General features: G+C 69.1%; 12 protein-coding genes. 5 read left to right on the top strand and 7 right to left on the bottom strand.

Annotated features, from left to right (window positions below; all coding sequences use genetic code 11):
• Positions 1–5: 5 nt before the first annotated feature.
• From AC3WS6_RS07320 to AC3WS6_RS07305, 4 genes are all read right to left on the bottom strand, one after another.
• Positions 6–1,064: a winged helix DNA-binding domain-containing protein gene (locus AC3WS6_RS07320; protein ID WP_492500384.1), complete on the bottom strand. Its 1,059-nt coding sequence runs from the start codon at positions 1,062–1,064 to the stop codon at positions 6–8.
• A gap of 36 nt (positions 1,065–1,100) precedes the next feature.
• Positions 1,101–2,549: a glyceraldehyde-3-phosphate dehydrogenase gene (locus AC3WS6_RS07315; RefSeq protein ID WP_492500383.1), complete on the bottom strand. Its 1,449-nt coding sequence runs from the start codon at positions 2,547–2,549 to the stop codon at positions 1,101–1,103.
• 135 nt (positions 2,550–2,684) lie between these two features.
• Positions 2,685–3,626 carry an N-acetylmuramic acid 6-phosphate etherase gene (murQ, locus tag AC3WS6_RS07310; protein WP_492500382.1) on the bottom strand — a complete coding sequence of 314 codons (942 nt, stop codon included), beginning with the start codon at positions 3,624–3,626 and terminating at the stop codon, positions 2,685–2,687.
• The gene (locus tag AC3WS6_RS07305) at positions 3,616–4,533 is read right to left on the bottom strand and encodes a BadF/BadG/BcrA/BcrD ATPase family protein (protein WP_492500381.1); all 918 of its coding nucleotides are present in this window, start codon (positions 4,531–4,533) and stop codon (positions 3,616–3,618) included. The genes murQ and AC3WS6_RS07305 overlap by 11 nt, the downstream gene beginning before the upstream one ends.
• A 75-nt stretch (positions 4,534–4,608) precedes the next feature.
• Between AC3WS6_RS07305 and AC3WS6_RS07300 the strand changes: the two genes are divergently transcribed.
• Positions 4,609–5,463: a MurR/RpiR family transcriptional regulator gene (locus tag AC3WS6_RS07300; protein ID WP_492500380.1), complete on the top strand. Its 855-nt coding sequence runs from the start codon at positions 4,609–4,611 to the stop codon at positions 5,461–5,463.
• Positions 5,464–5,473: 10 nt separating this feature from the next.
• Here the strand turns inward: AC3WS6_RS07300 and AC3WS6_RS07295 are convergent, their stop codons facing one another.
• Positions 5,474–6,580, bottom strand: coding sequence for a DUF998 domain-containing protein (locus AC3WS6_RS07295; protein WP_492500379.1), 1,107 nt, complete (start codon positions 6,578–6,580; stop codon positions 5,474–5,476).
• Between the two features lie 74 nt (positions 6,581–6,654).
• Between AC3WS6_RS07295 and AC3WS6_RS07290 the strand changes: the two genes are divergently transcribed.
• Positions 6,655–7,305: an HAD-IA family hydrolase gene (locus AC3WS6_RS07290; RefSeq protein ID WP_492500378.1), complete on the top strand. Its 651-nt coding sequence runs from the start codon at positions 6,655–6,657 to the stop codon at positions 7,303–7,305.
• Positions 7,306–7,357: 52 nt separating this feature from the next.
• Here AC3WS6_RS07290 and AC3WS6_RS07285 read toward each other — a convergent pair whose 3' ends face one another.
• Positions 7,358–8,908 (bottom strand): HNH endonuclease signature motif containing protein, encoded by a 1,551-nt coding sequence (locus tag AC3WS6_RS07285; RefSeq protein WP_492500377.1) that lies wholly within the window; start codon positions 8,906–8,908, stop codon positions 7,358–7,360.
• A 132-nt stretch (positions 8,909–9,040) separates the two neighbouring features.
• Positions 9,041–9,478: an Lrp/AsnC family transcriptional regulator gene (locus tag AC3WS6_RS07280; protein ID WP_492500376.1), complete on the bottom strand. Its 438-nt coding sequence runs from the start codon at positions 9,476–9,478 to the stop codon at positions 9,041–9,043.
• Between the two features lie 151 nt (positions 9,479–9,629).
• Between AC3WS6_RS07280 and AC3WS6_RS07275 the strand changes: the two genes are divergently transcribed.
• The 3 genes from AC3WS6_RS07275 to AC3WS6_RS07265 are packed head-to-tail and all read left to right on the top strand — an operon-like array spanning position 9,630 to position 13,152.
• Positions 9,630–10,727 carry a thiamine pyrophosphate-dependent enzyme gene (locus AC3WS6_RS07275; RefSeq protein ID WP_492500375.1) on the top strand — a complete coding sequence of 366 codons (1,098 nt, stop codon included), beginning with the start codon at positions 9,630–9,632 and terminating at the stop codon, positions 10,725–10,727.
• Positions 10,727–11,755, top strand: coding sequence for an alpha-ketoacid dehydrogenase subunit beta (locus AC3WS6_RS07270; protein WP_492500374.1), 1,029 nt, complete (start codon positions 10,727–10,729; stop codon positions 11,753–11,755). The genes AC3WS6_RS07275 and AC3WS6_RS07270 overlap by 1 nt, the downstream gene beginning before the upstream one ends.
• Positions 11,752–13,152, top strand: coding sequence for a dihydrolipoamide acetyltransferase family protein (locus AC3WS6_RS07265; protein ID WP_492500373.1), 1,401 nt, complete (start codon positions 11,752–11,754; stop codon positions 13,150–13,152). Before AC3WS6_RS07270 ends, AC3WS6_RS07265 begins: the two co-directional genes overlap by 4 nt.
• Positions 13,153–13,174: the final 22 nt, after the last annotated feature.

Raw genomic sequence — 13,174 nt, 5'->3', positions numbered from 1 at the left:
AGGACTCAGCCGTCGACGAATCGGCTGAAGCGCGCGAGCGCCGCGGGCACCGCATCCGCATAGACCGCGGCGCCCGCTCCGGACTCGAACAGCTCGGGAGCTGACCCGAGAGACGCGCTCGCGTGCGTCCAGCATCCGATCACCCGACCGTCCGCGACGATCGTGGCCCGCACCATGCCGTTCTTTCCCGGCCCGACGAGCGGGAGGTGCTCCGGGGCGCAGACGGCCGTGCGGTCGGCGTAGGAGATGTAGTACTCGTCGAAGGCGCCGAGCGCCAGCACCGGCGGAGCCGTCGCCGACCGTCGAGGGCGTCGCACGCCGACGAAGAGGCCGTCGTCGATCTCGACCACTCTGGCCGCCGCACGGTCGCGCGCCTCGCGGGACTGGCCGAGCGTGAGCCCCGACCACCAGGCGAAGTCCGACACTCCCGCCGGACCGTGCCCATCGATGTAGCGCACGAAGAGCTCGGCCAGGGGGTCGTCGGGCGCCGCGTGCTCAGACACATGCTGTTCCACCAGCACGAAGAGCTGTTCGCGCGTCACGCCCTCGCGCGGGACCACCGGACCCTGGCAGATCAGACCGTCGAGGGTCAGCTCGCTCAACAGGTGGATGCCGCGCTGGCCGGTGGGGTCGATGCCGATCCCGGCGAAGACCTCGAACATCTCTGCGCGCGTGAGACCGCCGTCACGGAGGCGCGGCACCACCGCCGCCATCACCGCGGCGACCATGGGCGCGTCGATCCCGAGATCGCGGCGCCGCCCCGCCGCCTGTCGACGCTGCCGCTCAGCGGTCACCGACAACACCCAGCGAAGGTCGCGCGCCGGGATGATGTGCAGCGTGCCGCGCATGGTCCACGCCCGAACGAGGTCGCCCCGACCGAAGGCACGATCGAGCGTTCTGAGAGTCGGTTCGCCCCGCGTGCGCGAAGCGAGGACCCACCTGCCGGCGGTGAAGTCCTGGCTCTGCACTGCGAGCATGTGCGACGCGGCATCCGCGACCGTGCGCGCCGGAGTGCTCAGCCGATGCGAACGCAGGCGTTCGGCGCGCAGGGTCCCGGTCTTCATGCCCTCATCATGCCGCGAGCGACCGACATCGCGCGCTCAACCGCGCAGCGTCACCTCACGGCGCTCGGGCAGCACGATCGGGTGCGATCCGGCCATGACCTCGAGCACCCTGATCACCTGGCACGAATATCCGTACTCGTTGTCGTACCAGACGTAGAGCACGACGTCCTGGTCGTTCGCGATGGTCGCGAGGCCGTCGACGATGCCGGCGCGGTGCGAGCCGACGAAGTCGGTCGAGACGACCTCGGGACTCTCGACGTAGTCGATCTGCTGACGGAGCTTGGAGTGCAGCGAGACCCGACGCAGATAGTCGTTGAGCTCGTCTCTGTCGGCGGGGCGCTCGAGGGTCAGATGCAGCACAGCCAGCGAGACATCGGGCGTGGGCACCCGGATGGCTGACCCGGTGAGCTTGCCCTCGAGCTCGGGCAGTGCGCGCGCGACGGCTTTCGCCGCCCCGGTCTCGGCGATCACCATGTTGAGCACGGCCGAACGCCCGCGACGATCGCCGCTGTGGAAGTTGTCGATCAGATTCTGATCGTTGGTGAACGAGTGCACGGTCTCGACGTGGCCGCGCACGATGCCGTAGGCCTCGTCGACCGCCTTGAGCACCGGAGTGATCGCGTTCGTGGTGCACGATGCCGCGGTGACGATGCGGTCGCTCGGCTCGATCGTGTCGTCGTTGATCCCGTGCACGATGTTCTTCAAGGAGCCCTTGCCGGGTGCCGTGAGCAGAACGCGGGCGACCCCGGTCGATTGCAGGTGCCGGCTGAGTCCGGCTTCATCGCGCCAGCGCCCCGTGTTGTCGACGACGATCGCGTCGTGGATGTCGTACGCCGTGTAGTCGATCGTCGAGGGATCGTCGGAGTAGATCACCTGGATGCGAGTGCCGTTCGCGATGATCTGCTCGGCCTCCTCGTCGACTGTGACGGATCCGGCGAACCGGCCGTGCACCGAGTCGCGCAGCAGCAGCGACGCACGCTTGACCAGATCGTTCTCAGCGCCGCGTCGGACGACGATCGCGCGCAGACGCAATCCGCTGCCGCCGCCGTTGTGCGCGATGAGGATGCGCGCCAGCAGGCGCCCGATGCGTCCGAAGCCGTAGAGCACGACGTCTGTCGGGGCCGCGGCGACCGCTCCGACCGTCGGCGCGAGCGCCTCGGCCAGATACGCGTCGAGACGCAGCTCGCTGTCAGCGTGGCCGGCGGCGAGTCGCGCGAGGTCGAGCGAAGAGGCACCGGGTGCGAGCACGGCGACCGCTTCGAGTACGGCGAGGGTGTCGTCGAGCGGAAGAGGCTCGTGCCCGAGCTGAGCGACCCTGTCGTGCATCTCGACGATGCCGGTGGCCGACAGGCCGAGTAGCCGGTGCCCGTGCAGGGAGGTGACCACATCCCGCTCGCGCTTGAGTGCCCCGATGAGCGGGATCATCCGCTCGGCCAGTTCTTCTCTCGCCGTCCAGTCGTCGTGGGGTGCGGCGGTTACGTTCATCTGCGTCCTTGCATGTGTGAGCGCGCCGAGGTCGCCGGCGCGCGAGGTTGCCGGGTGAGCTTCGGGGGATGACTCCAGGGTACGCGCCGCGCTGCGGGGTTCAGAAATCCCGAGCTTCTGACGCGTCGTTCGCGCTCAGCTCCGCGACAGGGCGGCGATCGCCGCGCGCAGGATGCCGTCGGCATCCTGCAGCGCCTGAGCGGCGGTGTGCGCCGAGGCCCCCGTCGAGATCATCAGGATCGCGTGCTTGACCGAGCCACCCGCCGCGTCGAGAGCAGCTGAGGCCTCGTCGATCCCTGCCCCGGTGAGCTCAGTCACCGTGCGGATCGAACGGGCGTGCAGCTTCTCGTTCGTCGCGAGGAGGTCGACCATCACACCCCGGTGGGTCTTGCCGAGCTTGATCATCGACAGCGTCGTGAGCATGTTGACGACCAGCTTCTGCGCCGTGCCGGACTTCAGCCGCGTCGATCCCGAGATGAACTCCGGGCCGGTGACGACCTCGATCGCGATGTCCGACACCGCGCCGATCCCGGATGCCGGATTCGACGCGATCGCGACCGTGAGCGCCCCCAGCGTACGTGCGTATTCGAGGCCGCCGACCACGTAGGGCGTGCGCCCCGAGGCCGAGATCCCCACCACTGTGTCGTCGGAGGTGAGCCGGAGCTCCGTCAGCGATGCCGCCGCCGCCACGTCGTCGTCTTCGGCGTTCTCGACCGCTGAGCGGAGGGCGGTCTCGCCACCGGCGATCAGCCCCACCACCATCGAGGGATCAGTGCCGAAGGTGGGAGGGCATTCGCTGGCGTCGAGCACGCCGATGCGTCCGGCGGTTCCGGCGCCGAGGTAGATCAGTCGCCCTCCCCTGCGGAACCGATCGGTGATGCCGTCGACGGCTGCGGCGATCTCGGCGCTGCGCTCGCCGACCGCGGCCGCGACGCGGTGGTCTTCGGCGTTCATCCGGTGTACGAGTTCCGCCGTGTCCAGCAGATCGAGGTCGCCGCGCTCGGTGGCCGACGCCTCGGTGCCGAGCGTGGAGAGCACGTCGAGGAGAGTGGTCAGTCTGGCCGGGTCATTCGGCACGGTGCACGAACCTTTCATGGGGAAGGTCGGCGCGCTCCGCGAGGAGGAGCGCGCCGTCGAGAGCGTCGCCGGACGAGGGGGTGACCGAGCGGTCGGCGGCGTGGAGCGCGGCTTCGAGCGCGGAACGGAACCACGTGTGCTGTGTGAGCCCACCATGCAGCGCGACGACAGGACCGTCCGATGCGGCGACGACGGAGGCGACGAGCAGACGGATTCCTTCCGCCGCGATCGCCGCTGCACAGGGATCGCCTCGCTCGGCCGCATCCAGCACCCCGGGTGCAAGGGTCGCGAGCCGCCTCCCGAGCGGATCGTCCTGGGCGAGCCACGAGGGAATCGCCGCCGGAGCGCCGACCGTCGCGGCGAGGGCGTCGGTGAGCGCAGTCGCGGGCCCGAGACCGACGGAGGCGCGGAGAACTGCGCGCAGAGCCTCTCGACCGAACCAGGAGCCGCCGCCGAAGTCGCCCAGCTCGGGACCCCAACCGTCGACGAGCGTCGCCGCCTGGTCTTCTATGCCGAGCGCGGCGGCGCCCGTGCCGGCGATCAGGAGCACTCCGCCCCCACCAGCGAGCGCGCCCGCATGGGCCGTCACCACGTCGGAAGCCACGACAGCCGGCACGCTCAGCGCATCGGCAAGACGGCGCGCGAGCTCGGATGCCGCCGCGGGCGCCGCCCACGCCCCCGCAGCACCGACCGCGATGGACGTGATCGGCTGCTCGAGCCGCTCACGCATCGGAAGGATCGCGGCGAGCGCGGAGACGACGCCGTCGGCGGCGGCCAATCCCGGCGCACCGATGCCCTCATACAGGGGGCGGCGCTCCCGGCCGTCGTCGGAACGCGACTCTGAGAGCACGACGCGGCACCGTGACTTGCCGAGGTCGACGGCCACGAGTGCCTGCGGGGAATGCATGGAAATAGTCTACGCATCTTCGCTCCCGCATGAAAGAATTATTCACTCGTGACACCCACCCGAGCCAGGAGAGCGATGAGCATCCAGACGACGATCGCCACCGCGGCCGAGACGCTGCCGCCCTCACTGGCGCGCATCGCCCGAACGGTGGCCGATGACCCGTCGATCGTCGTCGACAGCACGATCACCGAGATCGCCGCCACATGCGACACCTCGGTCGCGTCGGTGGTGCGCTTCTGCCGCGCGATCGGGGTCAACGGATATGCTGCCCTGCGCATGGCCCTGGCCAGAGAGCTGGGACGCGAATCCGTGCAGTTCCCCGCAGCATCCGGCTTCGGCTCCGAGATCTCTGCAGCCGACACCCTGCGCGAGGCGACAGCCAAGGTCGCCGCGCTCGAACTCCTCGCCATCGAGGAGACCATCGCGCATCTCGATTACGACGATCTCGCCGCCGCCGTCGCGGCGATCGACAGCGCAGACCGCATCCTGCTGTTCGGCATCGGCGCGAGTGGACTGGCTGCAGCCGACCTCGGCCACAAGCTGTTGCGCATCGGCCATGCCTCGATCGTGCTCTCCGACTCGCATGAGGCGACCGCCGCCGCGTCTCTGGGAGCACGGAGGACCGTCGCGATCGGGTTCTCGCACTCGGGAACCACCCGTGAGACTCTGCACTTCCTGCAGACGGCGCGGGCCGCAGGAGGCGTCACCATCGCCGTCGCGGGCACCTCGTCCTCCCCGATCGCCGAGAACTGCGACCACGCTCTGCTCACGCATGCACGGGAGCCGCGCCTGCGGGCCGGCGCCATGGTGAGCCGGATCGCGCAGCTCGCACTGGTCGACTGCCTGTTCGTCGGAGTGGCCCAGCAGCGGCACGCGCACACGATCCACGCCCTGCAGCGCACGTCCGACGCCACGCATCCGCTGCGCTGACGTCGATCCCTCAGGCGGGCGCGGGGTCATGCCGGCGCTCGGGGCCGACTGAGCCTGCCGTGCGGAGGAAGACGATGATCCAGCTGAAGATCAGCACCGCAGCGATCAGCTCCACCGCGGTCAGGTTGTAGTAGCCGACCGCGAAGAACGCGCCCAGCAGGACGATGACGAGCACGTAGATCCAGCCGAGTGCCACGAACACCCGAGGGATGCTGGGCACGAACCGCGGCAGCCCGACGACGATGACCGCGAATGCCACGGTCATCCCCGTGGCCACCGTGTTGTGCACGAGGAAGAACTCATCGACCGGGAAGACACCCACGCACGCGAGGAAGATCCCGATCAAGATCAGTCCGCCGCGAACGACGCGGCGCCCCCGGCGGGCTGCACGGTCGCCGACCGGGAGGCCCGCTGTGGCGTATCGTGCGATCGTCGTGACCAGGACGCCGGCGATGATCAGCGTGGTGTTGAACGCGAGCGAGGCGCTGTTGCTGCTCATGCCGAGAGCCGACAGATTCTCCTGCCACCAGTTCACGTCGCTGGAGGCGAGCATCGCCGCGAACGCCCCGATGACGAGGAACACGGCCAGGACGAGAGACAGCACGGTCGGCGTCAGAGCCACGGCGCTCAGGAACGTCACGTAGGCGGTGAGGGCGAACGCGACGGCGACCAGGATCGCACCGGGGAACGCGTACACGGGCGCACCGGTGAAGCTGCGCTCGAGCAGCTCGGCGATGCCTAGCCAGCCCAGGTAGGCGATCGCGGCATGCGCGAAGGCGATCGCGGCCAGGTCGTACCAGCGCAGCCGATCGCCGGGAACGCTGAACCCGTCACGCGTGCCATCAGGGGCGACCTCTGCGGGCCTGACCACGAGACGGCCGATCGCGAAGGCGAGGACAGCGGTGAGCGCTCCGCCGTGAGCCGTGAAGGCGCCGATGGATCCGGTGCCGCTGATCGGCAGCTCGCGGCCCCAGAACGAGGGCCATCCGATCAGGAAGCCGAGCACGAAGAACACGGCGCCGACGATGAGCGCCGTCGCCTCGAGGACCGCATCCGCAGTGTCGGGTCCGCGCAGCTGACGCAGGACCTGCGTGACCTTCTCGCCGAGATATCGCATCACTGGCCTCCGCCCACATCATAGGAGCCTCGCCCTCCAGCGACTCCCGATACTCGCCCCGCTAGCCTGAGGAGATGACCGAGACCATCAGCGCCCGCGCCGTCCTGCTCGACATGGACGGCACCCTCGTCGATTCGACGGCCGTCGTCGAACGCCTGTGGCTGGCCTGGGCCGCACCGCATGGCATCGATCCCGCGACGGTGCTGAGCGTGGTGCACGGCCGCCAGGGTCATCAGAGCATGGCGATCATGCTTCCGGAGCGGGATCACGAGATCAACATCCGAGAGAACGCCACGATGCTGGCGAACGAGAGCGAAGACGTCGACGGGGTGGTCGCGATCTCGGGCGCAGACACCCTGCTCGCGGCGCTGCTCCCCTACCCTCACGCGATGGTCACGTCGGCTGACGTGACTCTGATGAACGCCCGCATGGGGCAGGCCGGGCTGACGGTGCCCGCTCTGACGGTGACCGCTGAGAACGTCTCGGCGTCGAAGCCGCATCCCGAGGGATTCCTGCAGGGCGCGAAGCTGCTCGGCGTCGATCCCGCCGACTGCGTGGTGTTCGAGGACTCCGGTGCCGGCATCCAGGCCGCTCACGCGGCGGGCATGCGCGTGATCGGAGTGGGCCCGCACGCGCTCTCCCACGATCCGACCTTCCACGTCGACGACCTCACGCAGGTGGCTGTGGTGCCGATCGAGGACGGGTTCGAGCTCACCGTCAGCTGACGCCCCCGCGGAGACACTTCATGTCCGGTCGTCCGGTCGTCGGGTCGTCGGGTCATCCGGTGCGGATGACCCTCGAAGCGTGGCCCGTGCGGGCGCTGAGCTGGGGGGTGCGCCATCGTTGCGCGGGGTCCCACCATCGTGGTCCCCGGACCTGAGGGACGCCGTCGTTCATCCGAATCTCCCACCCCGAGGTGCCGAGAGATCGATGGTGCCACCAGCACAACGGCACACCGTTGTCGGTATGGGTCGGGCCGCCGCGGGCGTGTTCAGTGACGTGGTGGATCTCGCACCACGACGCGGGCACGTGGCATCCGGGGATCAGGCACTCTTTGTCGCGGGCGATGATCGCTCGTCGCTGATGCACCGTGAACACTCGGTCCGTCGTCGTGATCCCGATGATCCGCCCCTCATCGAACAGGACGCGCTGGACCGCTCCGGCGCACCCGACCTGTGCGGCTACGGAGACGGGAACGTGGGCACCGGATCCGGGGATCGTCGCCCACCCGCCGTTCCCGCTCTCGCCGACCCCGACCGCCGCACCCGACCCGAAGGCTGAGCCGGCGGGGTGACCGCCGGAGGTCGCGAGGTCTTTCGCATCGACGTTGACGACCAGCACCGGTGACGCCCCGCCGAGTACAGGCATGTCTCTGTGGCGGGCAGCGATCGCGAACACCGCAGCGAGAGCATCGTGACGCCTCTGCGCGGCGGTGCGGTCATCGATCACGCACCGCGGATCAGAGTTGAACGGGTCAGCGTCCGCGCCTTCAGCGCAGGCACCGGATGAATCCGCATCTGCTTCTCCGCTGGGCGCGAAGTACACGCCGGGCATCGGCGGCCCCTCGCCTTTCGGGTTGAGGAGTGCATCCAAGAGCAGGTGCAACTGCGCGGCGACGTCAGGCGTGAGGTACCCGCGGATCGCATGCATGCCGTCTTTGAGTCGACCGATCGTGATTCCGCGGCGCCGCCGCGCATCCTGGTCCTTCGGTTCTTCCCCATCGGGGTCGAACATCGACGCCAGGTCATCTGCCAAGGCTTTCAGATCCTGCGTCGTCGGCGACGGACCATCCGCATCGGCGTCGGGGCCGGCAGCCGGGTCGCTCTCGTCATCGAAGACGATCCCGTGCCCGCGCGCGCACCCCGCCAACGCGACATCCGCCGCCAGACGTTGGTCGACGCTGATCCGGTCCCAGACCTTCTCGATCGGACCCGTCGCGGCAAGGAATCCCGCAACACCGACCACACCGTCCAGTAAGGCCGACCGCATCTCCTGCCAACGTGCCGGCATCCTCTCCCCCGCCAGACTCACCGGCCGCCGCACCCGATCGACAACCCGGTCGATCAGAGTCGCCGCCCGCGCATCGACCAGCAACGTCCGCTGCAACAGCTCATTCATCCCGCGGCACCCGGCTGAATGCGGGAAGTCGGCCACGTCACCCGTCGCGACCGTCTCGACGACGACTGCCTCGGCCCTGCGGAACACCGCGCCGGCACGGTGCAGCACGCTGATCCGCTCCGCATCGGACAGGCCTGCGAGCGCGTCGTCTGAAAGCACCGTATCGAGGTCGGCGATGACCCGGTCCAGAAGCTCCGCAGTGCTGTTCATACGCCCCAGTCAACCCGGGACCACCGACATTCGAAGCCCGCAAGTGTTCCGAATAACCCCAGATAAACCGGGAATTCTGGTCTTCCGGAACAGCGCAGCAAGAAAGACGCAGGGGGGAGAATCCCGCACCGTTCAGATCAGCGCGAAGTCCTCGAAGATCAGCGTCGTGCGCGTGGATCGGATCGATGGGATGGCCTGGATGTCTTCCAGCACGATGCGTCGCAGGTCTCGCGCATCGCTTGCCCGCACGAGCAGGATCACATCGAAATCGCCGCCGACGAGGGCCATGTGCTCGATCTCGGGGATCGCCCTCAGGCGCGCACTCACGTCCTGCCACGTCGCCTGTTCGATGGCCAGGGTCACGTACGCGCTCGCGTGATGGCCGAGCAGCACCGGATCGGTGCGCACCGTGTACCCCGTGATGACTCCGGCATCCGTCAGCCGCTTGATACGGGCGTGCGCCCCGGCTCGCGAGATGTGGGCGACCTCGGCGATCGCCGTCATCGACGCCCTCGCGTCGCGACGCAGCTCGTCGAGGATCGCGTGATCCGTCTCGTCCAGCGTGATCATGGCACTCCTTCGTCCCGATACGGAATTCTGACATTTCGACACTGCGAGCGCCAAACTTCGCACAATCGTCCACGATCCGCCACCGACCCTTGGACGAGTGTCGGCGAGGGCGCATGCTGACTCCATCAGGTTCGGCAAGGAGGGCGACCGGATGGACCACGCGACTCTGCTCCCGCGCGACACCGCGGTGCAGCTCATCGATCCCGACGGCATGGCCGTCGCCGACGACCACTACGCCCTGCCCGGCGAGGCGTCCCTGCTGGCCGCTTACCGCGGGCTCGTCGAGGGGCGCCGAATCAACGATCAGGCCAGCGCCCTCGTCCGGCAGGGGCGCCTCGCCGTGTACCCGTCGTCGCACGGTCAAGAGGCCTGCCAGATCGGGGCCGCACTCGCCCTCGCCGACGGCGACTGGCTCTTCCCGACCTATCGCGACTCGGTGGCGGTCATCGCTCGCGGGGTCGCACCGGCGCAGGCGATGGTGCTCCTCAAGGGCGACTGGCACTCGGGCTACGACGTGCGCGCACACCACGTCGCCCCGCAGGCGACTCCCCTCGCGACGCAGCTGCTGCACGCTGTCGGATTCGCCTACGCGGCGAAGAGACGGGGAGAGCGCACGGTCGTGCTCGCGCTGTGCGGAGATGGCGCGACCAGCGAGGGCGACTTCCACGAGGCGCTGAACTTCGCCGCCGTCTTCCACGTGCCCGTCGTGTTCTTCGTGCAGAACAACGAGTTCGCGATCTCGGTGCCGCTCAGCCGTCAGACCGCCGCACCCTCGCTCGCGCACAAGGCGATCGGCTACGGGATGCCGGGGCAGCGCGTCGACGGCAACGACGTCGCCGCGGTGCTCGCCGTGCTCGGCGAGGCCGTGGAGCACGCACGTTCGGGCGGCGGGCCGACCTTGATCGAGGCCCACACTTATCGGATGCAGGCGCATACGAACGCCGACGACGACACCCGCTACCGGGAGCGCGAGGACGTGCAGGCCTGGGTCGCTCGTGACCCGCTCACGCGCCTGCGAGCGCACCTCCGACGCACGAGCATCCTCACCGATGATCTCGAGGCCGAGTACACCTCGGGAGCCGAACGGATCGCCGCAGCGATGCGCGAAGCTCTCAACGTCGACGCCGACATCGACCCCGAAGACCTCTTCCGTTTCGTCACGGAGCAGAGATCGCCGCAGCGCGAGGAGCAGTGGCAGATGCTCCGTGACGAGATCGAACGCACGCGCGAAACCACCGGAGGTGCATGATGACCATCGCCCACGACGACCTGCGCACCGTCACGCACGAGCCGGCCGTGTCGACCATGAGCATGGCCGCCGCCCTGAATCTCGCGCTCGCAGATGCGATCGAGAGCGACCCCGAGGTCGTGGTCTTCGGCGAGGACGTCGGGGCTCTGGGCGGCGTGTTCCGCATCACCGACGGGCTCACGGCACGATTCGGCGAGGACCGTTGCTTCGACACCCCGCTCGCAGAATCCGGCATCGTCGGGACAGCGGTCGGCATGGCGATGAACGGCATGCGCCCCGTGGTCGAACTGCAGTTCGACGCGTTCGCCCTGCCAGCCTTCGAACAGATCGTGAGCCACGTCGCGAAGCTCGGCAATCGCACGCGCGGTGCGGTGCGGATGCCGCTCGTGATCCGCATCCCGTTCGGCGGCGGCATCGGCGGTGTCGAGCATCACTGCGACTCCTCCGAGGCGTACTACGCCCACACGCCCGGACTCACCGTGGTGAGCCCGTCGACCCCGCAGGACGCGTATTCGCTGCTTCGCGCGGCGATCGCCTCGCCCGACCCGGTCATCTTCCTCGAGCCGAAGAAGCTTTATTGGACGAAGGGCGAGGTCGACACCTCGGTGACGGCGGAGATCGGTTCCGCGCGCCTCGCCCGCGCGGGCACCGATGTCACTCTGCTCGCGTACGGCGCCTCGGTGCCGCTCGCGCTCGAGGCCGCCGATGTCGCGGCATCCGAGGGGCGCAGCGTGCAGGTCATCGACATCCGGTCGCTCTCGCCGTTCGACAATGCGACGGTGACCGCCGCAGTGCGCGCGACCGGGCGCGCCGTGGTGATCGCCGAGGCTCCCGGCTACGCCAGCGTCGCCTCCGAGATCCAGGCCCGGGTGTTCGAGCGCTGCTTCGAGTATCTCGAAGCTCCGGTGCGCCGTGTCACCGGCTTCGACACCCCCTACGCCCCTCCGAAGCTCGAGCACTGGTACCTGCCCGACGTCGACCGCGTGCTGGATGCCATCGACTCGCTGCACTGGGAGGACGAATCATGACCGCTCTGACCGGCCGTGTGTTCCGCCTGCCCGACCTCGGCGAGGGCCTCACCGAAGCCGGGCTCGTGCAGTGGCTCGTCTCCGTCGGCGACACGATCGTCACCGATCAGGCGATCGCCGAGGTCGAGACCGCCAAGAGCATCGTCGAACTGCCCTCGCCCTTCGCCGGCGTCGTCACCGCACTGCACGGAGAACCGGGCGAGACCATCGACGTCGGAGCGCCGGTGCTCGAGGTCGCCGACGGCACCTCTGCCTCTTCCGGTGGGGATCCGGACGAGGATGCAGGAGGCGACCTCCGCGCGGATGCGGACGATCCGGGCCATGCGGCGTATCGCGAAGAGGAGCGCGCAGGATCCGGCAACGTCCTGATCGGCTACGGAACCTCGGAGCGCGGCACGACCGGACGTCGGCGCCCGAAGGCGAAGTCGGCAGCCGGGACGGCACCTGAGACGGCGGCTGACAGTGCGGCCGTCAATGCTTCGACGCGGCAGCCCGTGGCCGTGCGTTCGCCCCTCGTACGGCGCCTGGCCCGCGACCTCGGGCTCGACGTCCACGCCATCACCCCGACCGGTCATGACGGCGCCGTCACTCGGGCCGACGTCCTGGCGGCCGCGGTCGACGACGCGGTCGACGGAGCCGCGGCGCAGCATCGCCGCGAGGATCGCCCGCCGCAGTCAGCGAGCACCGAGCGCGTCGACGGCCTCGCCGTGATCTCCCGCGAGCGGATGTCTGCGCTCCGCAAGGCGGTCAGCGCACGACTGACCCGCAGCCGCTCCGAGATCCCGGAGGCCACGGTCTGGGTCGACGTCGATGCGACCGAGCTGTGGAACCTTCGCGCCGAGATGGTGCCGCCCGGCGGCAAGGCCCCGTCGATCACCGCCCTCGTGGCGCGGTTCGTCATCCTCGCACTCGCGGAGCATCCGATTCTCGCCTCCCGGTTGAGCGACGACGCATCGGAGATCATCTCTTTCGACGGCATCAACCTGGGTGTCGCCGCCGACACCGAGCGCGGTCTGCTGGTTCCCGTGATCCGGAGGGCGCACGAGCTCAGCGTCGAGCGGCTCGACACTGAGCTGCGCGAGCTGTCGGCGACCGCACGCGCAGGGGCGATGCCCCCCGAGCGCCTGCGCGGATCGACGTTCACACTGAACAACTACGGCGGGCTCGGCGTCGACGGTTCCGCCGCGATCATCAATCACCCCGAGGTCGCGATCCTCGGGATCGGGCGCATCATCGAGCGCCCCTGGGTGGTCGACGGGCAGATCCTCCCCCGCCGCATCGCTCAGCTGTCGCTCGTCTTCGACCACCGCGTGTGCGACGGCGGGTATGCCGCGAGCTTCCTGCGTCGCGTCAGCGAGCTCATCGAGCACCCGCTGCGGGCATTCGGGAGAGTCTGAGATCGAGTGACGCCCCGCCCTC

Source organism: Microbacterium sp. EB106-03-03-XG65 (assembly GCF_058791955.1).
This window is presented reverse-complemented; position numbering and strand designations above follow the sequence as displayed.